This window comes from Cumulibacter soli, from assembly GCF_004382795.1.
Lineage (GTDB): Bacteria > Actinomycetota > Actinomycetes > Mycobacteriales > Antricoccaceae > Cumulibacter > Cumulibacter soli.
In genome coordinates this window covers 141,788-166,872 of record NZ_SMSG01000007.1, presented here as the reverse complement: position 1 = coordinate 166,872, position 25,085 = coordinate 141,788, and the positions used below count along the sequence as shown (strand labels likewise).

At 65.1% G+C, this 25,085-nt stretch carries 19 protein-coding genes; 13 read left to right on the top strand and 6 right to left on the bottom strand.

Annotation, left to right across the window (positions count from 1 at the left end):
- Window positions 1-176: 176 nt before the first annotated feature.
- Genes E1H16_RS16045 through E1H16_RS16035 form a run of 3 tightly spaced genes read left to right on the top strand, consistent with a single transcriptional unit; the run spans window position 177 to window position 3,820 of the window.
- The gene (locus tag E1H16_RS16045) at window positions 177-2,024 is read left to right on the top strand and encodes an anthranilate synthase family protein (protein ID WP_134324932.1); all 1,848 of its coding nucleotides are present in this window, start codon (window positions 177-179) and stop codon (window positions 2,022-2,024) included.
- A 60-nt stretch (window positions 2,025-2,084) separates the two neighbouring features.
- A complete protein-coding gene (locus tag E1H16_RS16040; protein ID WP_134324931.1) occupies window positions 2,085-2,840 on the top strand; it encodes a dienelactone hydrolase family protein in 756 nt (251 codons plus the stop codon).
- A complete protein-coding gene (locus tag E1H16_RS16035) occupies window positions 2,837-3,820 on the top strand; it encodes a cation diffusion facilitator family transporter (protein ID WP_208379102.1) in 984 nt (327 codons plus the stop codon). The genes E1H16_RS16040 and E1H16_RS16035 overlap by 4 nt, the downstream gene beginning before the upstream one ends.
- Window positions 3,821-3,844: 24 nt before the next feature.
- Here E1H16_RS16035 and E1H16_RS16030 read toward each other — a convergent pair whose 3' ends face one another.
- The 3 genes from E1H16_RS16030 to ppk2 all read right to left on the bottom strand — a co-directional run bounded on the left by E1H16_RS16030 (window position 3,845) and on the right by ppk2 (window position 8,994).
- The gene (locus tag E1H16_RS16030; protein WP_134324930.1) at window positions 3,845-5,296 is read right to left on the bottom strand and encodes an arylsulfotransferase family protein; all 1,452 of its coding nucleotides are present in this window, start codon (window positions 5,294-5,296) and stop codon (window positions 3,845-3,847) included.
- A gap of 198 nt (window positions 5,297-5,494) precedes the next feature.
- Complete coding sequence (locus E1H16_RS16025; RefSeq protein WP_134324929.1) at window positions 5,495-7,942, bottom strand: lamin tail domain-containing protein; 2,448 nt, start codon at window positions 7,940-7,942, stop codon at window positions 5,495-5,497.
- Between the two features lie 161 nt (window positions 7,943-8,103).
- Complete coding sequence (gene ppk2, locus E1H16_RS16020; protein WP_134324928.1) at window positions 8,104-8,994, bottom strand: polyphosphate kinase 2; 891 nt, start codon at window positions 8,992-8,994, stop codon at window positions 8,104-8,106.
- 106 nt (window positions 8,995-9,100) lie between these two features.
- On the opposite strand from ppk2, the gene E1H16_RS16015 reads away from it, so the two are divergent.
- The 7 genes from E1H16_RS16015 (at window position 9,101) to E1H16_RS15985 (ending at window position 18,102) form a co-directional block, all read left to right on the top strand.
- A complete protein-coding gene (locus E1H16_RS16015) occupies window positions 9,101-9,649 on the top strand; it encodes a hypothetical protein (protein WP_134324927.1) in 549 nt (182 codons plus the stop codon).
- The gene (locus E1H16_RS16010; protein WP_134324926.1) at window positions 9,646-11,010 is read left to right on the top strand and encodes an LLM class flavin-dependent oxidoreductase; all 1,365 of its coding nucleotides are present in this window, start codon (window positions 9,646-9,648) and stop codon (window positions 11,008-11,010) included. The genes E1H16_RS16015 and E1H16_RS16010 overlap by 4 nt, the downstream gene beginning before the upstream one ends.
- A 248-nt stretch (window positions 11,011-11,258) precedes the next feature.
- Window positions 11,259-12,197, top strand: coding sequence for an ABC transporter ATP-binding protein (locus tag E1H16_RS16005; protein ID WP_134324925.1), 939 nt, complete (start codon window positions 11,259-11,261; stop codon window positions 12,195-12,197).
- A 28-nt stretch (window positions 12,198-12,225) separates the two neighbouring features.
- Complete coding sequence (locus tag E1H16_RS16000) at window positions 12,226-13,086, top strand: ABC transporter permease (RefSeq protein WP_134324924.1); 861 nt, start codon at window positions 12,226-12,228, stop codon at window positions 13,084-13,086.
- Window positions 13,087-13,096: 10 nt separating this feature from the next.
- Window positions 13,097-14,377 (top strand): sensor histidine kinase, encoded by a 1,281-nt coding sequence (locus E1H16_RS15995; protein WP_134324923.1) that lies wholly within the window; start codon window positions 13,097-13,099, stop codon window positions 14,375-14,377.
- Window positions 14,374-14,973 carry a response regulator transcription factor gene (locus tag E1H16_RS15990; RefSeq protein WP_134324922.1) on the top strand — a complete coding sequence of 200 codons (600 nt, stop codon included), beginning with the start codon at window positions 14,374-14,376 and terminating at the stop codon, window positions 14,971-14,973. Before E1H16_RS15995 ends, E1H16_RS15990 begins: the two co-directional genes overlap by 4 nt.
- A gap of 156 nt (window positions 14,974-15,129) precedes the next feature.
- Window positions 15,130-18,102 carry an Ig domain-containing protein gene (locus E1H16_RS15985; RefSeq protein WP_134324921.1) on the top strand — a complete coding sequence of 991 codons (2,973 nt, stop codon included), beginning with the start codon at window positions 15,130-15,132 and terminating at the stop codon, window positions 18,100-18,102.
- A 113-nt stretch (window positions 18,103-18,215) separates the two neighbouring features.
- On the opposite strand, the gene E1H16_RS15980 is transcribed toward E1H16_RS15985, so the two are convergent.
- The 3 genes from E1H16_RS15980 to E1H16_RS15970 form a co-directional block, all read right to left on the bottom strand.
- Window positions 18,216-19,400: an acetyl-CoA C-acyltransferase family protein gene (locus E1H16_RS15980; RefSeq protein ID WP_134324920.1), complete on the bottom strand. Its 1,185-nt coding sequence runs from the start codon at window positions 19,398-19,400 to the stop codon at window positions 18,216-18,218.
- A gap of 105 nt (window positions 19,401-19,505) precedes the next feature.
- Complete coding sequence (locus E1H16_RS15975; protein ID WP_134324919.1) at window positions 19,506-21,188, bottom strand: thiamine pyrophosphate-binding protein; 1,683 nt, start codon at window positions 21,186-21,188, stop codon at window positions 19,506-19,508.
- On the bottom strand, window positions 21,188-21,961 hold the full coding sequence (locus E1H16_RS15970) for a cyclase family protein (protein WP_134324918.1): 774 nt from the start codon (window positions 21,959-21,961) through the stop codon (window positions 21,188-21,190). The genes E1H16_RS15975 and E1H16_RS15970 overlap by 1 nt, the downstream gene beginning before the upstream one ends.
- A gap of 80 nt (window positions 21,962-22,041) precedes the next feature.
- On the opposite strand from E1H16_RS15970, the gene E1H16_RS15965 reads away from it, so the two are divergent.
- The 3 genes from E1H16_RS15965 (at window position 22,042) to E1H16_RS15955 (ending at window position 24,937) form a co-directional block, all read left to right on the top strand.
- Window positions 22,042-22,782 carry a 3-keto-5-aminohexanoate cleavage protein gene (locus tag E1H16_RS15965; protein ID WP_134324917.1) on the top strand — a complete coding sequence of 247 codons (741 nt, stop codon included), beginning with the start codon at window positions 22,042-22,044 and terminating at the stop codon, window positions 22,780-22,782.
- 243 nt (window positions 22,783-23,025) lie between these two features.
- Window positions 23,026-24,285 (top strand): Nramp family divalent metal transporter, encoded by a 1,260-nt coding sequence (locus tag E1H16_RS15960; protein ID WP_134324916.1) that lies wholly within the window; start codon window positions 23,026-23,028, stop codon window positions 24,283-24,285.
- Window positions 24,286-24,289: 4 nt separating this feature from the next.
- Window positions 24,290-24,937, top strand: a complete 648-nt coding sequence (locus E1H16_RS15955) for a metal-dependent transcriptional regulator (RefSeq protein ID WP_134324915.1) — start codon at window positions 24,290-24,292, stop codon at window positions 24,935-24,937.
- The last annotated feature ends 148 nt before the right edge of the window (window positions 24,938-25,085 follow it).

The window sequence follows — 25,085 nt, the reverse complement described above, 5'->3', positions numbered from 1 at the left end:
TCAGGTGGGTACGCGCGACACCGATCGCTCGCGATGGTACGTTCGGCGCATGTTCGCGACTCGCACCTGGTGGCCCGCCTGTTGAGGCGGTGATGTCGCAAACCACGATTCCAGACCGCTCACTTCATGGGCGGTCTGCTTTTGTCTCAGTAGGACGGCCCGGATAGGACCGCACTATGTCCCGCATTCCCGCCACTGGCCCCTTCGCGCTTCTCGCTCGCGAGGGGTCGCGTGACGTCGAGATCCTCACCGGCGAGGTCGTCGACGTCGAACGCCTCATAGATATCCCGCTGCACGACGCCACGGGCGCGCCGCGTGAGGTTCTCGCGCTCGTCCCGTACCGGCAGGTGCGCGAGCGCGGATATGCCGCGCAGGACGACGGTATGCCGCTGCGCTGCCTGCTGGTCACCGCCCGAGATCGAGGGCCGATCGCCGATGTCCTCACGGAGTTGCCGGTGAGCCCCGTACAGCTGGCGAACTCGGGATTCGATATCTCCGACTCGGCGTACGCCGAGATCGTGCGCGAGGTCATCGATGAGGAGATCAGCCGAGGGGAGGGCGCCAACTTCGTCATTCGACGCGACTACACCGCCGACGTCGAGGGCGACGCGCGGACCGCCGCGCTGACGTGGTTCCGCGCGCTACTGGAACATGAGCGCGGCGCTTACTGGACTTTCGCGATCGTTACCGAGGACATCGTCGTGGTCGGTGCCAGCCCCGAAGTACACGTGTCCGCTCGCGACGGTCTCGTCACGATGAACCCGATCTCGGGGACGATGCGGCATCCCGACGGCCTGCTCAGCGCACATTCGTTGACGGAGTTCCTGAGTTCCGACAAGGAGACCGAGGAACTCTTCATGGTGGTCGATGAAGAACTGAAGATGATGAGTGCCGTGTGCGCCGACGGGGGCCGGATTTCCGGACCGCAGCTAAAAGTGATGTCCCGGTTGACCCACACCGAGTACGTACTGCGCGGCACGAGCCGACTGGACCCGCGCGAGATACTGCGCGAGACCATGTTCGCCCCGACGGTCACCGGATCGCCGATGCAGAACGCATGTGCGGTGATCGCCCGGCGTGAACACACCCCGCGTGGGTACTATGCCGGAGTCGCGGCCCTGTTCACCCCGAGAGCGGACGGCGTGCACGACCTGGATGCGCCGATTCTCATCCGTGCCGCGTATCTGCGCGATGGTCAGCTGCGGGTCCCGGTCGGCGCGACGCTCGTACGACACAGCGACCCCTGCGGTGAAGTAGCGGAGACCCACGCTAAGGCTGCCGGAGTGCTGGGTGCGATCGGTGCTATACCGAGGATCGGCGTCACTGCACGCGCAGATGCACCGCAGTTCGCCGACGATCCAGCGATTAACGCGTTGCTGAGCGCCCGTAATGAGCGGCTTGCGCCATTCTGGTTGCTCGAGCAGCAACCGCGGCCCGGACGTCGTGCGAGGACCAGCGCGATCATCGTCGACGCCGAGGACCGTTTCACGACCATGCTCGCCCATCAGCTGCGGTTTCTCGGGCTCGACGTGCAGATCGTGCCGTGGGACGCGATCAGCGACGACGACGTAACGGTGCCAGACATCCTGATCGCCGGTCCGGGCCCGGGTGACCCGCGCGAGGAGTCGACCCGAATGATGCGCCTGCGTGAGATCATCAACATCCGCGAGCGGTCCGGGATGCCGCTATTGGCGGTGTGCCTGAGCCACCAGATCCTCGCGGCCTCCCGTGGGATCGACCTCGTTCCCCTTGACGCCCCTAACCAAGGTGCGCAGCAGTCGGTCGACCTGTTCGGCGTGACATCCCGCGTCGGCTACTACAACAGCTTCACGGCGCGCGTTCCGGCTGCGGTGAGTCGCTGGGGAGATCTCGAGGTTGCTGCGGATGAATCCGGGGATGTCCATGCGATGCGCGGACCTAGGATCGCGTCCGTACAGGGACATCTCGAATCGATCCTTTCGCGTGACGGGATCGCGGTCCTGCAGATGCTGGTGACGCACGCGCTGGAGTCATCCGAGTCGTAGAGCCGCGGTAAAGCTGACGCTGCGGGTTGCGCGAGGTGCTGAGGAGAGCATGATGACCCTATGCATGAGCTGATCGAGATTCCCGTTGCCGACACCACCGCAGAGGCCTACGTTGCCCGCCCTGACACCACCTCCGACAAGGCGCTGCCCGGCGTGCTGCTGTTCATCGACGCGATCGGGCTGCGTCCGGTCATCGCGCAGATGGCCGATCGAATGGCGAGTTGGGGATACGTCGTCCTCGCGCCGAACATCTTCTACCGGCTCGGTACGGCGCAGGAGACCTCGCCGGACAAACCACTCACCGAACCCGGTGCACGCGAGGAGTTCTTCAAGGAAATGATGCCGCGCGTCGGCGGGTACACACCTGACTTGTCGGGCCCCGATACGGATGCGTGGCTTAGCGCCCTCGCACACCAACCCGGCGTAGCCGCCGGCAAGGTCGGCGTCACCGGATACTGCATGGGCGCGCGGCTGGCGACCCGCGCCGCCGGCGACCACCCAGACGTTGTCGCCGCGGTCGGTGGATTCCACGGCGGGGGACTGGTCACCGACGAGCCAGACAGCCCCCACCTCTCCTTGTCGAGTGCACGCGCCGACTTCGTATATCTGCATGCCGACGCCGACCCCTCGATGCCCGCGCCCGCGATCGCCGCGCTCGGCGATTCGTTGGCAGCAAACGGTTTGCGGGCCAGTAACGAGGTCGCGCAGGGAGCGCCGCACGGGTACACGATGGCCGACACGTCGATGTACCACGAGGCGGGGGCCGAGCAACACTTCCGCGAACTGGAAGGGCTCTTCGCTCGCACCCTGACGTGAGCAGCCAAGAACCGCCGGTGCGGGACCTGCCGCCGCCGAAGCCTAAACCTGCCGGCACCGAATCCTCGGACAGTCTGCTGACCGTGCTGGTGGCGCTCACCGCTAACGCGCTCATCGCCATCGCTAAATCCATCGTCGCCGCGATCACCGGGTCGGCGTCGATGGTGGCCGAAGCCGCGCACTCGTGGTCCGATACCGGCAACGAGGTCTTCCTGCTGGTCGCGGAGCGTACGTCGGCGAAACCGGCCGATCGCCGGCACCCGCTCGGATATGGCCGCGAAGCCTATGTCTGGTCGATGATTGCGGCGTTCGGACTGTTCACCGCCGGTTCTGTCCTGTCGATCTGGCATGGCATCACACAACTCGGTCGCGATGAATCGGAGGCGAACTACACCTGGACCTACGTCGTGCTTGCCGTCGCGTTCGTGTTGGAAGGGATCTCTTTCCTGCAGGCGCTGCGGCAGACGCGTGGGCAGGCCAGACGGCGCGGTATGCGCTCGCTACGGTTCGTCGCCGAGACCTCGAATCCGACACTGCGAGCGGTATTCGTCGAGGACGCTGCCGCGCTGATCGGCCTGATTCTCGCGGCGGCCGGTATCGGACTGCACCAGGCCACGGGGAACGCCGTCTGGGATGCGATCGGATCGATCCTCGTTGGCGTGCTACTGGGCATCGTCGCGATATTCCTCATCTCCCGCAACCGCGACTATCTGACCGGGCAGGCCGTCGACGACGACACCCAAGCCCGAGCGCGGGAAGTGATCCTGGCAGAGCCGGCGATCGAGGCGATCTCGTTCCTACATCTGGAGTACGTCGGCCCATCGCGGATATTCCTGATCGCAGCGGTCGACATCACCGGTGATCTGCCCGAGCACGAACTTGCTGTGCAGATCCAGCGAATCGAAGACCGACTGAACGCGCACGACCTGATCGAGCGCGCGATCCTGACGCTGAGCGCCCCCGGCAAGCCAGGTCTGTAACCCAGCCAGGTAGACCCGATTGGCTTAGTCGACGGCGGCCTCGCCGATCACCTCACCGTTCTCGTCGAGCGCTTCGACGGTGATGTCGTCGTACTCCCCGTCAAGCGGCAACTCGGTTTCGAACCCATCGCGCGGCTGTGCGGATTGTTCTTGCCCGTCGGTGACCAGTCGCCACTGCTCGACCTCGGTGGCGCCATTCCAGGACACGAACACCGAATCGCCGTCGAGTACGGCGTCCGGCGGATCAGTTGGCGTGGCCGACCACACCTCGCGATACGCGCGATAACTGTGTCCGGGGCCAAGCGACACATTGCTCAGCGGTGTGCCGTCGGCGGCATATTCGGAGTAATAGGCCTGCGAGCCCCAGCCAATAAGCACCGTGCCGTCCGGTAAGAGTTGGAAACTGCCCTGGCTGCCAGAGGTGCGGTCGCCGTCCGGCGGGAGGAATTCCGCCGCCAACTCAACGGTCATTGCCTCTTCGTCGACTTCGAGTTGAATCCCGCGTGCGCTATCGCCAATGTCGGGTGCGCCCTGGTTGTCGAAGAGCGTGATGGAGCCGTCCGGCTGGCGTTCGGCATCGTGCTGCCAATGAAATTCCGTATCGGCGCCCATGGCGAAGTCGGACTCCGCGCCGCCGAGGGTCCAGATCACCTCGCCGCTCTGATGGTCGATTTTGTACAGCGCCGAGGTGTTCCGTGAGGACAGCAGCAGGTCACCGTCATCATCGAGAGTCACCGAATTGAGGTGGAAGTAAGAGAATGGGTTCTCCTCGTCGCCGGTGACTTGATCCAGGGAATCCAACTCGGCGACCGAACTCGACACGTCGAAATGATCCAGCGAATGCCACTCGAAGACGACTTCGCCGCTCTCGACGTCCACCTCCTGGATCACACTGTCGAAGACCCAACCGTCTTCCTCGCCACCGAACGAGGTGAGATCGGCCTGCGTCGGCACATAGGAAATGAGTAGTGCCGTTCCATCGTCAGTCAACGTCGACTCGTGGATATCGACCTTGCCCTCGCCGATCTCTCCGCCGGTCGTGACGGTCGCTATCTCTTGGTACGAGTCATCGAGGAGGACTATGTCACCGTTGCCGTGACCCTGCGCCGGCTCGCCCCGCCAGTAGGTCAGCACCGGCTCGCCGTTGTACTCCTGCACGCGTAGATCGAAGATGGACTTCTCGGTCGGTAGCACCCAGACCGGCTCGGCCTCATCGTCCAGAATCAGCCCGCCGGTGAACGGGACGTCGTCGCCTTTCGGGCCGACGAACACGTAACTGCCGTCGATGCGATCGTGCGGCGCGTATTCCTCGATGCTCGTGATAGGCGGAGCGAGGTCGGGACGGCTGTGGTAGGCCTCGGCGTCGTCGGAGTCGGGTGAGGAGTCGGCATCCGACGAGCATGCCGCGCTCAACAGCAACGCGCAGGCGGTGACAAGTCCGATTCGTAGCTGGGTCTTGGGCAGCGCGAGTCTCATCGCCCTCGATGATAACCGTGTTCCTGCTGGTTAAGACGCATTCCGGCGACTTCTCGGGGTGTTCCCTCGCTGTCGTGTTGAGGAGGAGAGGTGTACGGGCGGCAGCACGACAGCAACGGCCGGTCTGCTCCGTCGAGGGAGCAGACCGGCCGTTGCGTTTCAGCCCTTTGGCGCGGCTGCTTCTCAGCAGCGCCGCCGTTATGCGTTGCGGCGTCGTACCGCGAGCAGGCAGATGCTGCCGAGCCCAAGAAGCAATGCTGCGGCCCAGGCGAAGGGCCCGACCTCGAAACCGGTAGCCGCGAGATTCGGATCTGTACGCGACGCGAGCGCCCTGATCTCGGTGTCGTCGGAATCCTCAGCCGTCGCAGGATCGGTGCCCGCCACGTCGTCGTTGGAATCGCCGGTTTGCTCCGAGACAATCGGCTGGTCCGGATCCGTGCCATCCGTGCCATCGGCGTTGTCGTCGGCAACGCCTTGGCCGGACAGTTCCAGATCGCAGTCGATGGTTCCGCTGTACAGCGCATGACCGTAGGCGTCACTTCCCGGGCCGCCACCATAGATTCCGTCGTCCGACCAGACCGCCTCGCGAGCGCCGCCATCACAGGTGGCGGCCGGTGCGAGCGCGAAGCCCTCGACATTGTTGTTCGGTAGACCCGCTGGCTTGGAATACGCGACTTCCGGGAGGATCGCGCCGGACGCGCCGACCTTCAGCAGCGTTGAGACCACGCCGCACGTGTTGTCGCACAACGCCCAGATTCGTTCTGTAGCGGCGTCGTACTGCACATCCATCACGTGCCCCATGCCGGTGTCGGCAACCGAGACCCGGTGAAAGCTGCCGTCGCTATTGAGCGCGTACGCGTACAGCACGCCGTCGTTTTCCAGAGCGCCGAAGAACAGCCCGTCGCCATGTAGCGGGTAGTCAGCCGGATCGTAGGGTTCGTCGGATGACTGATCGACGAATCCATAGGTGGTCAGATAGCTGTCCGGAACGAAAGCGACACCTTCGAAGCCCAGGTTCGCCTCGTCCTTATTGCTGGCGCGTAGCTCGGGGAAGTCCTCGGTCATATCCCACTGATGGGTCGCGATCAACGCCGTACCGGACTGGGCCGGATCGAAACGCAGGATCGAGTTCAGCGGAATGTCGTTGGCTTCATTGTCGCGTTCGGTGGTCACATACAGCGCGCCATCCGAGCCGACGGTCAAGCCCTCGGTGTCAGGCTCGACCATCTGCGGATCCGTGTTGTCAGGAGCGAACAGCTGCTTACCGCTTTCCCAGTCATTACTGGTATCGGGAACCCAGATGTCGCCGTCTTTGATGAGGCGGAAGAGCCAACTCTTGTTCTTCACCGCGTACAGCACGGCCGGGTTGTCCGGGTCGAAGACCAGTCCGCTGATATCGCGTCCCTCCGGACCGGTCGTCGTCATCCACGCGCACTCGTTGTCGGTGACGAGCACATCGGCGCTACCGGGCCAGACGGCCGGAGCGAGCGCGCTCTCTGGCAGCTCGCCAGTGCCTTCGGGGCCCTCCGGTGCGCAGACGAGCTCATCGCCATCCGGGTTCGGATTCGTCAGCGCCGTATCGCAGGCGTTGGCCGAACCGAAGCTCTTGTCTGCGACCGGGGTGAACTCGCCGCCGTCCGGGCAGCGGGCGATCGAGCCTGCGCCGAAGTCATTGCTCTCGTCGTAGCCGGCTTCGCCGGCTCCATAAGACATCGTGTCGACGACAGTGCCGTCGGGCAGGTAGATCGTGACGCTGTCGCCGTCGCTGCTGAGCCCCTTCCCGGAACTGAAGTAACCGTATTCTCCGGCGGGAATGTAGAGCGACAACGTGTCATCGGCCAGGTGTACGCCGTTGATCGGCTTGGCGTCCGCGAGGCCACCGCTGTCGGACTGCAACCACAGGTCGACGGCGATGTCCTCCGTGCCCGAGTTGTACAACTCGATGACGTCGCCGTCCGGTGCAACGTCATTGTCGGAGGACACTTCGTTGATGACGACGTCCTGCCAAGGTTCGACGGTGTCGTCTTGGACGCCGAATCGACTCACCCCGGGTGACCCGATATCGCCGGCGGTCGACGCCCACGAGCCCTCGGCATCCCCGAGCGCCGACAGCACCCACAGCGCGGCGTTGTTGGCGCCGAGTACCGACTCGTCCGACGGGACGCCGCTGACTCCCTGGGTCCGCGGACCCTGGATGCTCCCGGAGCCCTGGTCGTCGTACTCAAGCGTGTCGATCAGCGTGGTGCCATTGAAGATGTTGATCGCGTCAGCGCGACCCAGGTTCGTGCCGTTGTCCCCGAGGACCTTCACCTCATCACTGACGTTCCACTCCGCTCGAAATGTGGCGGCGTCCGACTCGGTGATGATCGCTGATTCGCCGGGGGACAGTGTGCCCAGCTCGGCGATCGATACAGTCCCGGCCACCGCACTGTCATCGTCGAACGACCAGTCGGCAAGGTCGAGCGGTGCGCCGCTGCGGTTGGTGATTTCAATGAACTCCCCGGACGAACTGACCGGGTTGTACATCCATTCAGTGATGGATATGTCAGCCGCGGCGGCGTGGGCGCTGGTCGGCAATGCGATTGTCAGAGAGCCCGCGACGGTCGCCGCAGCGAGGGCCGATGCGGCCCGAAATGAAGTACGCATGAGGTGGAATTTTGTCTCGGTCGGGCGACCAGCCCTCAACGTCGCTATTAACTCAAGGCAAACAACGTGATCGTTAGTCCGGCGTGTCTGATCGCGGGACTAACCACGCGGGCCTGATCCCGCGTATGCCTGGGATCAGGCCGGGTGGGTCTGCGGCAGCGCTAGTCGCCGACAGCTTCAATGCCGCGCTTGACGATCAGCGGATCCGGGGCGCCAACGGCGTCAAAATCCTTGTCGTCATAGTCGATCCGTGACAGGAAGTGACGCATCGCTTCCAACCGCGCGCGTTTCTTGTCGTTGCTCTTGATCGTCACCCAGGGCGCCTCGGTGATGTCCGTGCGCCGAAACATCTCCTCCTTCGCCGCGGTGTAGGCATTCCACTTATCCAATGACTCGAGGTCCATCGGTGAAAGTTTCCACTGCCGAACAGGGTCGACCTGCCGAATGATGAAGCGGGTGCGCTGTTCGGACTGCGTCACCGAGAACCAAAATTTGGTCACGTGGATACCGGAACTGACCAACATTCGCTCAAACTGCGGCACGTCGGCCATGAACGCCTCATACTGCTCATCGGAGCAGAACCCCATCACGCGTTCGACACCGGCCCGGTTATACCAACTGCGGTCGAAGAGTACCGATTCACCAGCGGCTGGCAGATGGGCGACGTACCGCTGGAAATACCACTGCGTAGCCTCGCGCTCGCTCGGCTTCACCAGCGCCACGACCTTGGCGTGCCTGGGGTTCAAATGCTCCATGAAGCGTTTGATCGTGCCGCCCTTACCGGCGGCGTCGCGACCTTCGAAGATAAGCAGGTGGCGCTCGCCGGTCCGTTGCTGCCAGCGCTGGAACTTCAGTAACTCGACCTGCAGCCGGTACTTCGCCTCGTCGTACTCCTCGCGTGGCAGGCGCTCGTCGTACGGGTAGTTTTCGCGCCAGGTATCGACCGCGCGACCCTTCGGGTCCAGCAGGACCGGATCATCGTCATGGTCGTCGCCAAGGGTGTGTCCGTCGATCTGTAGACGGTCGATGTACTCGCGGATGTTGTAGGCCACGCGAAGAGGCTAGTCGGCGATGATGAACCGGATGTGAACGCTGCTCGTTGCCTTGATGTCGTGATTGCCCACCGGCTGTCGCGGCGCGACCTGCGAGAATTATCGAATGGCGAATCCGACGAGAGGCGACCACACTCCCGCGGCGGTGACGGCGGCGACGCTCCTGCTCATCTGCTGCGCAGTCGTCGGCATGTGGCTTGCGTGGATGTACGACGTCGTGCGCGTCAGCGCGCTCGATCCCGACCTCGCCGATCGGCTCGGCTACGTCGGTGAACGCACAGCACACTCGCTCGATCCAATGTTGCAGGGCATCAGTTACGACGCCTTCGGCGTCCTGTTCTACATCGGGATCATCGGTGCCCTGATCGCATACCCGTGCGCCGTCGTTGCTCGACGTAACGCGAACGATCCAGCCGCGGTCGGATTTGCCATCGGCGTCGGCGGAATCGGTTCAGCCCTAGGATTCGCGTGGGTTTCACTGGACGCCACCGTCACGGAGCCGGCTACGTCCGGCGTACTCGAGCAGATCGTGCGGTACGGCGTGCTCTGGGTGCCCGCGCTGATGCTCGCGATTGCTGCGTTGTGCCTGGTGCACTGGTGGCGGCGAGCGGCCGTAGACGCAGCGAACTCCGGTGGTGTTAGCGTCCCGGCATGACTCGTCCCATGATGTTGAATGCGTTCGCCATGGCCTGTGTAGGCCATCAGAATCCGGGATTATGGACCCGCGAGGATGATGCGAGCGCCGACTACACGTCCCTGGAGCACTGGACGGGACTGGCCAGGATGTTGGAATCCGGTGGGTTCCACTCGTTGTTCCTGGCCGACGTGCTGGGTACGTACGACGTGTACGGCGGATCTCGCGATGCCGCCGTACGCTCGGCGGTTCAGGTGCCGGTGAATGATCCGATTCTCGGTATATCGGCGATGGCGGCCGCGACTCGGAATCTGGGATTCGGCGTCACCGTCACCACGACGTACGAACAGCCGTACTCGTTGGCGCGGCGGATGACGACGTTGGACCACCTCAGCAACGGCCGTATCGGTTGGAACGTAGTGACCGGATACCTCGACTCGGCCGCCAAGAATCTCGGGTTCACGGCGCAGGTCGCGCACGATGAGCGCTATGACATCGCCGATGAATACCTGGAGGTCTGTTACAAGCTGTGGGAGCACTCCTGGGACGACGACGCGGTCATCAAGGACGCTGCCGCGGGAATCTATGCCGTGCCGGAGAAGGTGCACGATATTGACCATCACGGCAGGTACTTCGACGTACCAGGCGCGTTCCTGTGCGAGCCGTCGCCGCAACGTACGCCGGTCATCTTCCAGGCGGGAGCCTCGCCGCGGGGTCGCCAGTTCGCGGCACGGCATGCCGAGGTTGTCTTCGCGATTGCGCCGACCCCAGCGGCGGCTCGTAAGACGGTCGATGCGATTCGTGCGGAAGCGGCCGAGGCCGGACGCGATCCGCGGTCGGTCAAGGTGATCGCCGGGCTGACGACAATCGTGCGCGGAACGGACGCGGAGGCCGAAGCATTGCTGGCCGACTACCGGAAATCTGCGAGCCTGGAGGGGGCATTGGCCTTGTTCGGCGGTTGGGCCGGGGTTGATCTCGCCGGCCTGGCGCCGGACGAGCCACTGGTACACGTGACCACGGATGCCAATCGGTCTGCGTTGGATAGTTTCACGCGGGACGCTGACCGACAGTGGACGATCGAAGAACTCGCGCGGTGGGTCAGCATCGGCGGGCGGGGTCCGGTCATCACCGGCTCACCGACCTCGGTTGCCGATCAGCTGCAACAGTGGCAGGACGTGGCGGACGTCGACGGATTCAACTTCATGTATGCCACGATGCCAGGCACCTTCGCGGACCTCGTCGAGTACCTGGTGCCGGAACTGCGCGCTCGCGGGTTGATCGCCGAACCCGGTGATTCACCGGTGACGCTGCGCGAGCGGTTCGACACCGGAGTTGGCGCACGTCTGTCGCCGACGCACGTCGCGCGCTCGCTCACGATCTGAGGAGTCCGGCGGCGCCCAGCCAGTGAGCCGACGCCGCACAAGACGCAGTCTGTGCGGCGACTTATCGATGTATGACGGCTATCTCACCGCTCAGGCTGCGTTTTGGTTGGCAACGGCTGACGCGGTGGCGGTGCCATGAATACCGCCCGACGGAATCTGCGGGCAAGGCCTGGACCTAGTCCCGCGGGGCACAGGGGTCATGACATTTGTGACTACCCGAGCTCGGGCGCAGCGGCGAGTGTGGGGATATGAACGCCACCGCGCATCCAGCCATCGAGGTCATTGATCTGCGCCGTCGTTACGGGAACGCCACGACCGGCTTCGAAGCCGTCAAGGGCGTCTCCTTCGAGGTCGCCCCCGGTGAACTATTCGCACTACTCGGCACGAACGGTGCGGGAAAAACCTCCGCGCTCGAAGTCGCGGAGGGACTCGCCAAGCCGACCAGCGGCACGGTCCGGGTGCTTGGACGCGACCCGTACGCCGATCGTCGTATCGTCCGTCCGCGGATGGGCATCATGCTGCAACATGGCGGCTTACCGGACGACCTGACCGTCGCGGAGACTGCGCGGATGTGGGCCGGAACTTTGCCTGATCCGCGCCCGACGCCCGAAACCCTCGACTTGGTCCAGCTCACGCACCGCGCCGACGTACACCTCAAGTCACTTTCCGGTGGTGAGCGCCGCCGATTGGATCTCGCGCTGGCCTTAATGGGGCGGCCCGATGTGCTGTTCCTCGACGAACCAACCACCGGGCTCGACCCGCAGAGCCGCGCGACCACCTGGGCGCTGATCGCGGACCTAGTGCGGGACGGTTGCGCCGCCGTACTCACCACGCACTACCTCGACGAAGCTGAGGAACTCGCCGATCGCCTGGCCATCATGAAAGGCGGGGTCGTGGTCGCCGAAGGGACCACGCGAGAGATCGCTCGGACGCAGTCCGCAACGATCACCTTCCGCTACCAGGACGGTATGCCGCAGCTGCCGGAACTGAGCGTGCCGCCGACGTTCGATCGCGATTGGCTCACCTATCGCACTCGTCAACTCCAGCGCGATCTCTCCATCTTGTTGCGGTGGGCAGACCAGCACAGCCTGACGCTTGAAGGCCTGCAAGGCCGCGCCGCGTCGCTGGAGGAGGCCTTCCTGGCGATAGCGAATTCCGACAGCCCGCAGTCCGCACTCGCTGCCTGACATCACCGACCTGTAAGGAGGGTTGACGATGACCACCACCGGAAAATCCACTACCGGAAAAGCGACCACCGGGAAAACCACCAGCAAAGCCAGCGCGCCGCGACCCGTCGCGCGCACCCACGGGATGAGCTCCCTGGCTCGCGCCGAACTCACCATGCTGTTGCGTAATCGCACCGCGTTGGTCAACACGATCCTGGTGCCACTCGCGCTCGTCGCCGCGCTGTACATGATCGGGCAGGATTCAGACCTCGGATCGCCGACGACCGTCATGGTCACCTCGGCTGTCGTCCTGGCGATGTCGTACGTCGTCTACTACAACCTGGTGACGACGTACGTCGCGCGACGAGAGTCATACGTGCTGAAGCGGATGCGCACCGGCACCGTGCCGGATTACGGAATTCTGTTCGCGACCGCGCTTCCGAGTCTGGTGCTCGCGGTGCTGCAGATCATCGTGGTGGTGATCGGCGCGATCATCATCGGTCCGATACCTGGGTTCGAGAACGTCGTTGCCGTGCTGCTCGCCGTGGTGTTGGGCTTCGCCGTGTTCATGATGCTTGCAGCGGCCTCCGTCCCATACACCAGGACCGCGGAGACCGCGCAGGTCACGACCTTGCCGGTCGTGCTGATCACGATGGGGCTGTCCGGGATGTTCTTCCCGCTGCACGTATTGCCCGATGCGCTGGAGAACGTCGCCCGGTTGACCCCGGGCGCCAGCGTCGTGGAGTTGCTCAACATCGGCATGCAGGGCATCAACCGGAACGGCGAAGCTATCTTCTCATTCGCCGACGGTGTCGCGCGCTGCCTCACCCCGACCGTCGTCCTACTCGCCTGGGTCGTCGTCACCGGCTGGATCATCAAGGAGCGCTTCACGTGGGAGCCGCGCCGTTAGGCTGAGCGGTATGGCCGATCGAAAGGTGCCGCTGTTCTCCTGGTCGCGGCGGACGAGTGTCACGAAGTTCGAGGATTACACCGCGTGGAGCCTCTACTTGCTGGCGTGTCTGGCCCCGCTGATTCTTGCGCAATGGCACGCCGAGATGGTCCGCGCCAACGCGACGCTCACGGCGGTGTTCTGGGTTCTCGTCCTCGCGCAGGTCGTCCTTGCCGTGGTTGCGATCCGCGGCCGAGTGCGCGCGCTTCGCGAACAGCGACCAGACGCCGGCAAACTCGGCATTCTTGTGCTGGTACTCGGCGCTCTTACCCTCGCCGTCGTCTACGCGGTATTGCCCGATGGGACCGGCGAGTCGGGGGAGCCGCAGATGTGGATCCCGGTTCTGGTCGGCGGATACGCCATCGCGGTAGCCAGCATCGGCGCGTCGAAACGCCGTTTGATCGTCCAGACCCTCATTTCGTACGTCGCAATCGTCGGCGTCATCCTCGCGTTCGGCGTCCCTGGCCCACAGATACCCGCGCGGGTGTTCAGCACGGCGATCTTCGTGCTGGCGCTGATCGTGTCGGTGCGGGCGTCGTTTGCCATGCTGTCGTTGATGTATGAGGTCGATCGTTCCCGCGACGTCGCATCGCAGCTGGCGGTCGCCGAGGAGCGGCTGCGGTTCGCGCGCGACCTGCACGACACCCTCGGGCGTAACCTGTCGGCCATCGCCCTCAAGAGTCAGGTCGCCGGGCGGCTGGCAAACCGTGACGTGCCCGCTTCGGTCCGGGAGATGGACGCCGTACGCCAACTCGCCGGCGATTCCTTATCGGAGATGCGGGCCGTCGTACGCGGTTATCGGGCGGTAGATCTCGCCGCAGAACTACGCGGTGCCCAGTCGCTATTGCGCGCCGCCTCCATCGAGCCGCGGATCGAGCTGGACGCCGCGGACATCCCGATCGCGTTACGCGAGGGGGTTGGTTGGGTTGTGCGTGAAGGCGTCACCAACGTGATTCGGCACAGCAACGCCGCGCACTGCTGGATTACTGCCCAGCGCGAGGACGCCGTACTCGTGGTGCGGCTGAGTAATGATCGAGCGGTGCCCGGTTCGGGCTCGGTGCGGGGGTCCGGGCTCAACGGTCTCGCCGAGCGCATCGCGCCTCTCGGTGGGGTGATGTCGGTGTCACGGGAGGGGGACACGTTCGTGCTGACGGTGTCATTCGAGGTGGATCGGAGTGGCGACGATCAGAATTTCCGCGCCGGGGCACTCGGCAACGGCGCTCGCGACATCGAACGGGTGCGTGCATCATGAGCAGCCCACCGATCCGCGTCATGGTCGTCGACGATGAGGCGCTGGTGCGAGACGCCGTGGGGGTGCTGCTGGGGCTTGAGGCCGGTATCGAGGTCGTCGCGACCTGCGGTTCGGCGGTTGAGGCGTTGCAGGTGAGCGACGTGGATGTTGCGGTTCTGGATTTGCAGATGCCCGACACTGACGGGATCGAGCTCGCCATGCAGTTGCCGGAGCACGTGCGGACGGTGATCGTGACCTCGCACGGTCGCCCCGGTTATCTCACGCGGGCCCTGGAATCAGGGGTATCGGGGTTCTTGCCGAAAACGGCCTCGGCGGAGCGGTTCGCCGAAGCCGTGCGCGTCGTCGCTGATGGCGGTCGGTACGTCGATCCCGACCTGGCCGCGGAGGCCATGCAGGCCGGGGACTGCCCGTTGACACCGCGCGAATGCGACGTGTTGGAACTGTCCGCCAGCGGCGCACCGATTGGCGAGGTCGCCGCGCGCGCGTTCCTGTCACCCGGGACCGTGCGCAATTATCTGTCTGCGGCAATGGTGAAGTTGGGCGCGGCGAATCGGCATGAGGCGGTGCAGATCGCGCAACGGTATGGCTGGATCTGACCGCGATGCCACGGCAACGAGCCGTGAGCATGACTCGCCGGGGCGCTGGCAAGGTCAGAACCCGTAGTTTCGCGGGTTGAACCCCGCAACATTAGGGCAGTGACACGGCGGTGTGACCTCTGTAAGGTCATACCCAGCCATCGAAGGGAATACCGAGTGAGCATCCGTCGCCGCAGTATGTCCGCTTCGACCACTACGCGTCGACGCAATCGGTCCGCGCGATTGGGCCTGGTCACCGCATTGGTGACGATGGGCGTCGTCCTGCCCGCCGCCCCAAGTTTGGCGATCGTGCCAGCGTGTGACCCGAGCGAATTCACGACGTCTTTTAACGGTGCAGCCAGCGGCGAGACGGTGACGGTGCCCTGTGATCTGGCCATCGACTCCGACGCATTGGCTCTGGACGTAACGCCCGGCGCCAATGTGACGCTTGACCTTGACGGGTACGACCTGTCGGTGACCGGACATTCGGACCGCGCTGCGCTCGGCGTTCCGAAGACCGCTTCGTTGACCATTACTGATACGAGTCCGGGTGCCACCGGAACTTTGGATGCGTCGTCCGCGACGGACACCGCAGCGGGCATTGGCGGCGGCGGCGATGTAACGATCACGGGCGGCACGGTGATGGCGACCGGTGGTGTGAACGCCGCCGGAATCGGTGGCAGTAACGGGGATGGTGCTGGATCGCCACCAGTCGCCGCCGGCGCGCTCGCGATCGTGGCACCCGCTGTCGTCACCGTCTCAGGCGCGACCGATATGGCGATCGGTGGGCCCAGCGAACTGGGCGCGGTCAGTAACTCCGGGACGCTGCGGCTGCCCGCAGGCGAAAGCATCGACCTCAAGGGCGGCACGCTGCAGAACACCGGCACCTTCGAAAACTCGGGCGCGGTCACCGGCAGCGGGACGATCTCGGGGGACGGCACGATCGCCAACTCTGGTTCGATCAGTCAGCAGACTCAGGTGGCGGGCACGCAGACAGTGCTCGATCAGCACGCAGCGACATCGCTGTATGCCTACCCGAGCGGCGAGGTGAGCGATCCGTCGTCCTGCCCGGCAGTAGCGACGTTGCAGGACGCGTGCACGTTGCAACAGGCGCTCGACCTCGCGACAGACGGCGACACGGTCATCCTCGCTGCGAATCCCGACTCCTCGGCTACGTTCACGACACAGACGGGCTGGGTCATCGATCAGGACTCGCTCAGCATCCAAGCCGATACCGGCGTCTCGCCCATCCTTGATGGGCTCGAGGCAGCGCCATACGTCGTGGACTACACCGGCAGCGGCACGCTGAATGTCGACGCACTGACAGTGCGCGGAAGTATCGGCAGTGCCGATTACTCCGACTCCGGCGGCGGAATCGTCGTCCGCGAGGGCGAGCTCGTCGTGGCCGACTCGACTTTCGTGGACAACTTCACCGATGCCGGTTACGGCGGCGGCATCGTGCTATGGACGGCGCAGGCTAGTGCGAGCGTCACGAGTTCGACCTTCGCGGACAACGACGCGACGGGTGCGAGTACCTTCGGCGGCGGCATAACGAGTCTCGCCGGCGGCGATGTCGATGTGCGCACCTCCACGTTCGACGGCAACGATAACGGGATTGGTGGGATCTATCTCGACTCCGGCAAGTTGACGGTCATCGCGTCGACCTTCGTCGGCAACCGTGACGGGATCTCCGCACGCCCCACAGTCGAGGTGAGCGTGGTCAGTAGCATCTTCGCCGACAACGACTTCCACGATTGTTGGCTCCCTGGCGATCACAACGTTGACGGCGGCTACAACATCGACTCGGACGGCTCCTGCGTGGACGGCGGCGTGGGCAGCGTAGCCAACGCACCGCACCTTGCGGGTCTACTCAACGACCTCGGCGACAATGGTGGTCCGACCGCGACCATCGCTCCAAAGCCGGGTTCACCAGCCGTCGGCGTGATTCCGCCGGGCACCGTGCTGACCCACGGCGGGGTCGATGTCGAGGTGTGCCCGGTGACCGATCAACGCGGCGTACAAAGTCCGGCCGGCGAGCCGTGCCATATCGGCTCAGTGCAGGATGTCGTCGGCGAGCCGCTGGCGCTCACGACCACCGCGCTTCCGGACGGGACCGTCGGGGCGGACTATGCGGACACGCTCGAGGCGACAGGTGGTACCGCACCGTACGCATTCGGATCCATCGACGGCGGGTTACCCGCCGGCCTCGAACTCGGCACCGACGGCACGATCCAGGGCGTGCCTACGACCGCCGGAACGTTTGCGTTCACCGCTCAGGTAACCGATGCAAACGCACTGAGCGCCACAGTTTCGCTGACGATCGATGTCGCGCCCGCCCCACCAGCGACGATCGAGGCGTACGGCGGCGATGGCCAAGCAGCCGAGGCGGGGTTCGACTTCCAGACGCCACTGAGTGCGCTGGTCAGCGACACCCAAGGCGCCCCCGCTGCGGGCGTCGACGTGACGTTCGAGGTGACCGGCGGGGACGCTTCCTTCGGCGGGGAACCGTCCGTTGTGGTGAGCACCGACGATGACGGTCTTGCCGTCGCGCTCACTCTCACCGCTGGGCAGTCCGAAGGACCGGTGACAGTTGCGGCGACAGCTAACGCGGTGGCGGGCTCGGCCCTGTTCAACGTCGCGGTCACCGCCACGCCGCCCGAACTGGCCGTGCTCACCGACAAACTACCCACGGCGCGGGTCGGGGTGCCCTACAAGGCACAACTTGAGGCGACCGGAGCCGAGGACGGCATCTACGTCTGGAGCATTGCGGCCGGCTCGTTGCCGCCGGGGCTGAAACTGTCTGATGACGGGCTCATCTCGGGTACGCCGACGGACGCCGGCGGGTTTGTGTTCACGGTCTCGGTGAACGACCCGGCGACGGCTGAACTACGGATCGTCGTCGGCCCGGCGAGTGATTCATCGACGCCTCCGTCGACGCCTCCGTCGTCGGGGACCGATGACGGGGACGATGCCGCCACGTCGTCGAACGTTCCGCCGACGAGGCTCGCTACCCCCGCCGATACCACGCGCGGCGATCTGGCGATGACGGGTGTGCAAGCGGTGCTGCCGGCCGCGCTGACCGCGTTGGCGATGATCCTGTTCGGCGGGGTCGCGGTGGTCTTGGGGTTGGGCCGGCGCGCCGAAGAGTAGCCGTACCGGCGCCCGGGGCAATAGGGTCCGGGATCGCGGTAATGAGGACACGAAGAAACTGATCGGGCGGTACGACGTCAGCGTCGTACCGCCCGATCGGCTCTGTCTTACGGTTACAGCTTCTCGAATACCGCGGCGATTCCCTGCCCGCCGCCGACGCACATGGTGACCAGCGCGTACTTTCCGCCGATCCGCTCAAGTTCGTGGATCGCTTTTACCGCGAGGAAAGCGCCCGAGCAGCCGATCGGGTGCCCGAGCGCGATCGCGCCGCCGTTTGGGTTGGTCTTCGCCATGTCCAGGTCCAGGCCCCGGGCGACCGCGATCGCCTGCGCGGCGAACGCCTCATTCGATTCGATGACGTCCATCTGGTCCAGCGTGAACCCGCCCTTGGCGAGCGCCTTCTTCGTTGCCGGGATCGGTCCTTCACCCATGATGTGGTTCGGTACGCCGGCGACGGCGTACGACGCCAAGCGGGCGATCGGCTTCGCGCCCGCTTCGGCCGCGGCCTGAGCCTCGCCCAGGACGAGGAACGCGGCGCCGTCGTTGATGCCCGATGCGTTGCCGGCGGTGACGGTGCCGTCCTTCTTGAACGCTGGACGCATACCGGCGAGCGTGTCGACGGTGGTTCCGGGACGTACATGCTCGTCGGTGTCGATGACAACCTCGCCCTTGCGCGACTTCTTCACGATCGGCACGATCTGCGAGGTGAATCGGCCTTCCTCGATCGCGACCGCCGCGCGCCGGTGCGATTCGGCAGCGAGCTCGTCCTGCTGCTCACGGGTGATGTCCCACTTTTCTGCGAGGTTCTCCGCGGTGATGCCCATGTGCCCAACGCCGAACGGGTCGGTCAATGCCGCGACCATACTGTCGACCATCGCGGTATCACCCATCCGCGCTCCGCTGCGCATCGCGGGGGAGAGGTACGCGCCGCGCGACATGACCTCAACACCGCCGCCGACGCCGAACTCGGCGTCACCGAGCAGAATGTTCTGCGCCGTTGACACGACCGCCTGCAGACCCGAGGAACATAGCCGGTTGACTCCCATCGCCACCGAGTCCATCGACAGTCCCGCCTGAATCGCCGCGACACGAGCGACGTAGGGGTAGCGGGACTCCGTGGGGATCACGTTGCCCACGGTGACATAATTGACCTGATCGGGATCGACGCCTGAGCGGCCGACGGCCTCTTTCATCACGGCTCCGCCGAGGTCAGCTGGTTCCTGGTCGGACAGGCCGCCGCCGAAGCTGCCGATCGCAGAACGTACCGCGGACAGGACGACTACGTCGCGCTCACTCATCTATGTCTCCTTTAGGTTCGCTACGGAACGTCAAGCGTATGCGACCGGCCTTCGCCGTCACAGGGCGCCGATGCCCCGGCTACGGCATAGGACGTTCGGTGCCCGTCAGTGACCGAACGCGTCCGCGAGCCACCATGAGGCGTCGTCGGTGGTCACCTTCGCGTCGATCAACAGCGGTCGACCGCGCGGACCGTCAACCCATTCGATGGCCCGATCAAGATCGGCAACGGTGTGTACGGTCAGCGCCTCGAACCCATACCCACGCGCGATCGCGGCAATATCGACGTCCGCGAACCGCACCACATCCAGCGGCGCACCGCTCGGGCCGAAGTGGTGGATTTCGGCGCCGTACGCCGCATCGTTGTACACGATGATCACCATCGGCAGCCCGAGCCGAACGACGGTCTCCAATTCGGACGCCGCCATGAACAATCCGCCGTCGCCCACGGCGGCAATCGGTAGGCGGTCAGGCTGTGCCAGCGCAGCGCCAATCGCGGTCGCCAGCCCGAGCCCGACCGACTGGAATGCCTGTGTGAAGCAGAATCCGCGTTCGTCGGGGGTGCGCAGGAACATGCTCGGGTAGCCCATGAAGTTGCCGGAGTCGACGCCGATGACCCGTTCTTGCGGCAGGATCGCATCGAGACGCTTCGTGAGCGTGCGCGCATCGACCCGCTCCGCGGTGCTCACATCGTCGTACGCCGTCGTCAGCCACGTACCGCGTTCGGTGAGGGCTTCGCCGACGTCGGCGCGGCGGTAGCCCACGCGCGTGTCCGCGGTCCAGGACCGCAGCGCGTGCTCAGCCGTGGCCGAAACATCGCCGAGTACGCCGACGTCGATCGGGCGGTGGGCCCCGAGTGCGTCCGGATCGTCGTCCACCTGAGCGATGAGGGCGTTCTGCCCGATGAGACGCCCGTGCCGAGTGGTCCACATATTCAGTGCGGTGCCCCACCCGACGATCAGGTCTGCGCCGGCGATCAGTTCCGCGGCCAGTGGCGAGGCGAATCCACCGGACACATCCAGCGACCACCGGTTGCCCCGAAACAGGCCCTTGGCAACGGCGGAGGTCGCCAGCAGCGCCCCGGAGCGCTCGGCCAGCAGTTCGAGTGCCGCGCGTGCTGAATCGCTGCGCGCGCCGCGCCCGGCGATGAACACGGGACGTTCGGCGCGGGCGAGTACGTCGATCAAGCGGCGCACCTGTTCCGGCGCCGGATCCCGTTGGGGCTTCGGGCGTGGCTGCACGGATGCGGTGGGCGCCGGTTCAATGAAGTCGGCGTACGTCGCGGGCTCGACTATCGGTCGCGCCCGAGCGGGCATGGCCTGTACGTCGAGCGGCACGTTCAACAGGATTGTTCGGCGTTCACGCAGAGTGGCCTCGACGGCATCTGCGACGAGGCGTTCGGCTTTTGCCGGATCGCTGATGCGGATGGAATCTGCGCCGATCGCGGTAGCCAGCGCACGTTGGTCGACGTAGAAATTCGATCGCGGCGCCGTCGCTTCGGCGGCGACGATGAGTAGCGGAGTGCGACTCTTTGCCGCTTCGGTCAGACCGGTCATCGCGTTGGTCAGCCCGCAGCCTTGATGCACGGTCACGACGCCGACCCGTCCGCTGGTGCGCGCGTATGCGTCGGCCATCGTCACCGCACCGCCCTCGTGCCGTGCGGCAGTGAATGGCGCTCCGGCGGCCACGATCGCATTGGTAATCGCGAAGTTTCCGGAGCCGACCACGCCGAATGCCCGATCGACCCCGGCGTCCACCAACGCCCGCCCGATTGCCTCGGCGACGTCCATCAGCGTTCGACGAGCGCGAGTACGCGGGCGGGGGAGCCGGAGCCGTTCACGATCGGCAGTGGTCCGGCGATGATGACGGCGCCGGTTGGCGGGAGCTGGGCGAGGTTTTGCAACTGCGTGAGGCCGTACTTGTTGTTACCCATCAGCATCGAGTGGCAGGGGAACATCGGGTCGAACCCTGCCGCTGCGCCGGCGTCGGTGCCCACGGTCTCCACACCCATCCCGATCACCGGTGTCTGTTCGGCGACCCATCGTGCGGCCTCGACAGATAGGCCGGGGGTGTGCGAGCCGGACTCGTCGGCGTTGATCATCTCGGCTTGTGATCGTGACCGCGCATCCCATCCGGTGCGCACCAGCAACCAACCTCCGGCGGGCAACGGACCGTGCTCGGCCTCCCACGCCTTGATGTGTTCGACCTCCACCAGAAAGTCCGGATTCGCGCTCGCCTCGGCGGTGACATCGAGGACGGCAGCTTGACCGATCATTCGGCGCACCGGCACAGAGGCGATGTCGCCGAGGTCTTTACCGCTGATCCAGTGGTTCGGTGCGTCGAAGTGCGTGCCGGTGTGCTCGCCGGTGCGGATGTTGTTCCAGTACCAAGCCGGTCCGCGGTCGTCGTACTTGCTGATCTCCTCGAGTTCGAATACTGCCGTCTGACCGAACTCCGGTGGGAGCTCCAGCACGGGCGTTTGTGAGGACAGTGGGGCAGTGAGGTCGATGACTTCGATGGCGCCGGAGTCGAGCGCTTCGGTCAACGCGGACAGGACGGACATGATGCCTCCTTGAGCAGGTGCAGTTGAGGCTCGACACTATCCGAGCGGGTTGTGGCGCCTGGAGGTTGTAGTGTCACTGGATGTCGGTCAAAGCCTGTATCAACGGTGCCCGTACTCCCGATCAACACCCAGCGCTGCCGGTGTCGGCTCAGCAGATTGCCGATGATGTGCTCGCGGCCGAGTCCGCCGGGGCGTTCGCCGTACACCTGCACGTGAAAGGTGACGATGGGCGTGACACCTTGGATGCCGATCGCCTCGAATTGGTGCTCGGCGCAGTGCGAGCGGCCGGCCCGAAGATTCCCGTCGGCGTGACTACGGGGGCCTGGGCGCAACCGGACCCCGCGCAGCGGGTGGCGGCCATCGGCGAATGGCGGATCCGACCCGACTTTGCCTCGGTGAATTGGCATGAAGATGGCGCCGACGAGGTTGCCGCCACCCTGATCGAGCAGGGCATCGCGATCGAAGCAGGCCTATGGACTGACACCGCGATCGAGCGATGGGCTGCTTCGCCGCACCGCGATCAGTGCATCCGCGCGCTCGTGGAACTCCCACACGGCGCCGATGCAGCGGATGCGGAGCACACCGCGTCCGCGATGCTGGCGCTGATGTCCGAGCGCAATGTCGGTGCGGTGCCGGTTCTGTTGCACGGAAACGGCAGTACCGCCTGGCCGATGGTGCAGCGGGCGGCCCAGATCGGCGTACAGACTCGGATCGGGCTCGAAGACGCGCTGCTGCTGCCGGATGGATCCGTCGCACCGGACAACGCCGCGCTCGTGCGCGCGGCGATCGAACTGTACGAGTCCGAGGCGGCGAGCCGGTAGTAACTAGGCCCAGCCACATCAGCCACGGCGTCCTGACGGACGAGCTCACCGCACAGATGATCGCTGCGCTTCGAGTAGGCGCTGCGTTCGGGCGCATGGATCATCGCAATGACGGCGCGCACGGCGTGTTTCGAACGTCACTGCGAACTATCTCCTCGGACGTGCCCGGGAGAGTTAGAGTGTCCTAACTCTAATTGTTAGAGTGCTCTAACTTAGAGCTTCCACCGAGAAAGCCATACGCCGTTGTCCACTCCCGCTGACACTGCCGAACGCGCTCAACCACGGCGCAAGCCCGAGGCGCGCCTCATCGGGCTGCTTGGTCCCGCGTTCGTCGCGGCCATCGCCTACGTCGACCCCGGTAACGTGGCCGCCAACCTGTCCGCGGGTGCGGAGTACGGGTATTTGCTGGTGTGGGTGCTCGTCGTCGCGAACGTGATGGCCGTCGTGGTGCAGTACCTCTCGGCGAAGCTGGGTTTGGTGACGGGACAGAGCCTGCCGGAGGTGCTCGGCGGTCGCCTGTCCAAACCGACGAGACTGCTGTACTGGGGGCAGGCCGAAGTTACCGCTGCCGCGACTGATCTTGCCGAAGTGATCGGTGGCGCGATCGCGCTGCATATCCTCTTCGACCTACCGTTACCGGTCGGAGGCGTCATCGTCGGTGTCATCTCGATGATCATGCTGTCGGTTCAGTCTCGTCGTGGGCAGCGCACGTTCGAGTTCTTGGTGATCGCGATGCTCGCGATCATCGCGGTCGGATTCGTTGCGGGTCTGTTCTTCACGACGACCGATTGGGGCGAGGTTGCCGGGGGACTGGTGCCGCGTTTTGAAGGATCCTCGACGGTGTTGCTGGCGGCGAGCATGATTGGCGCGACGGTGATGCCGCACGCGGTATACCTGCATTCCGGGCTCGCTCGCGACCGGCATGGCGTGAGCAAGGACCCCGACCGGATCCGACGACTGTTGCGCGCCACGAGGTTGGATGTGGTGCTCGCGCTGATCGTGGCCGGTGGCGTCAACATTGCGATGCTGTTGTTGGCTGCCTCGGCGTTGCCCGGAGTCCCCGGGACGAACACGATCGAAGGTGCGGCCGATGCGATCAGCACCCACCTTGGGGCCGGAGTCGGTTTGGTGTTCGGCATCGGACTGCTGGCATCCGGACTCGCCTCGGCGTCCGTTGGTGCGTACGCCGGGTCGGCGATCATGGCCGGCCTGATTCACCGGCGTATACCGGTGTTGTGGCGCCGGGCCGTCACCCTCATTCCGGCGTTGATCATCCTGGCAATCGGGGTCGATCCGACCTGGGCGCTGGTGCTCAGCCAGGTCGTTCTGTCGCTCGGTATCCCGTTCGCGTTGATCCCGTTGGCGTGGTACACCGGGCGCGCCGACATCATGGGTTCGTTCGTCAACAGCCTGCGACTGCGCATCGCCGCTGCGAGCGTCGCAATCGCTATTGTGACGTTGAACGTCGCCTTGCTGTATCTCATGATTACCGGGCAGGACTAAACCGATGCCGACACGTCGCCGAGAGTCGACCCCGATGCTGACTTCGGTCGCGCAGGACTACCTGAAAGTGATCTGGTCCGCGACCGAATGGGGATCGGCGCCCGCGACGGTGAGCAGTCTCGCCGAACGGATGAACACTACCCGTGCAACGGCGTCCGCCACGCTCGGACGATTGGAATCGCTGGGGCTGCTCGCACATGAGCGATACGGGCCGATCCGGCTGACGGCCGCCGGACGGCGACATGCGATCCAGATGGTCCGTCGGCACCGGCTGATCGAGACCTTCCTGGTCCGTGAACTCGGCTACCGATGGGACGAGGTACACGACGAGGCCGAACAACTGGAGCACGCCGTTTCGGACCGATTCGTCGATAGCGTGGCGCGTGTGCTGGGCGCTCCGGACGTCGATCCGCACGGTGATCCGATTCCCGACGCCGACGGCACCGTCCGGTATCCGCAGAACGTGCTCGCATTGAGCGACGCCGAGCCCGGACGCTACCGAGTTGTACGCGTTTCGGACGCCGATCCGCAGCAGTTACGGATGCTGAGTGGACATGGTCTCAGCCCCGGCGCCGAAGTAGAACTCGGCGCCGAGCCGCTCGATCTGCCGGACGACGCGGCATCGGCCGTTATGGTGCAACGACTGGACTGACGGCCCGACTCGTTCGACTGACGGCGGAGCCGTTCGACGGACGGGCAAGCCGGGTGCGCTGGCGACGGAATCGGGTGAGCGACGATTCGTGCACCACCGGCGATACGGACATGCGCGATGCAGCGGTGCGACCGGTCAGCGTGGCGGT

Bases quoted from the DNA above. Each gene is read 5' to 3' on its own strand.
- E1H16_RS16015 (WP_134324927.1), top strand. From the start codon at position 9,101: ATGGCGAATCCGACGAGAGGCGACCACACTCCCGCGGCGGTGACGGCG.
- E1H16_RS16000 (WP_134324924.1), top strand. From the start codon at position 12,226: ATGACCACCACCGGAAAATCCACTACCGGAAAAGCGACCACCGGGAAA.
- E1H16_RS16045 (WP_134324932.1), top strand. From the start codon at position 177: ATGTCCCGCATTCCCGCCACTGGCCCCTTCGCGCTTCTCGCTCGCGAG.
- E1H16_RS15965 (WP_134324917.1), top strand. From the start codon at position 22,042: ATGTCGGTCAAAGCCTGTATCAACGGTGCCCGTACTCCCGATCAACAC.
- E1H16_RS15990 (WP_134324922.1), top strand. From the start codon at position 14,374: ATGAGCAGCCCACCGATCCGCGTCATGGTCGTCGACGATGAGGCGCTG.
- E1H16_RS15980 (WP_134324920.1), bottom strand. From the start codon at position 19,400: ATGAGTGAGCGCGACGTAGTCGTCCTGTCCGCGGTACGTTCTGCGATC.
- E1H16_RS16025 (WP_134324929.1), bottom strand. From the start codon at position 7,942: ATGCGTACTTCATTTCGGGCCGCATCGGCCCTCGCTGCGGCGACCGTC.
- E1H16_RS16005 (WP_134324925.1), top strand. From the start codon at position 11,259: ATGAACGCCACCGCGCATCCAGCCATCGAGGTCATTGATCTGCGCCGT.
- E1H16_RS15995 (WP_134324923.1), top strand. From the start codon at position 13,097: ATGGCCGATCGAAAGGTGCCGCTGTTCTCCTGGTCGCGGCGGACGAGT.
- E1H16_RS15975 (WP_134324919.1), bottom strand. From the start codon at position 21,188: ATGGACGTCGCCGAGGCAATCGGGCGGGCGTTGGTGGACGCCGGGGTC.
- E1H16_RS16030 (WP_134324930.1), bottom strand. From the start codon at position 5,296: ATGAGACTCGCGCTGCCCAAGACCCAGCTACGAATCGGACTTGTCACC.
- E1H16_RS16010 (WP_134324926.1), top strand. From the start codon at position 9,646: ATGACTCGTCCCATGATGTTGAATGCGTTCGCCATGGCCTGTGTAGGC.
- E1H16_RS16040 (WP_134324931.1), top strand. From the start codon at position 2,085: ATGCATGAGCTGATCGAGATTCCCGTTGCCGACACCACCGCAGAGGCC.
- E1H16_RS15970 (WP_134324918.1), bottom strand. From the start codon at position 21,961: ATGTCCGTCCTGTCCGCGTTGACCGAAGCGCTCGACTCCGGCGCCATC.
- E1H16_RS15955 (WP_134324915.1), top strand. From the start codon at position 24,290: ATGCCGACACGTCGCCGAGAGTCGACCCCGATGCTGACTTCGGTCGCG.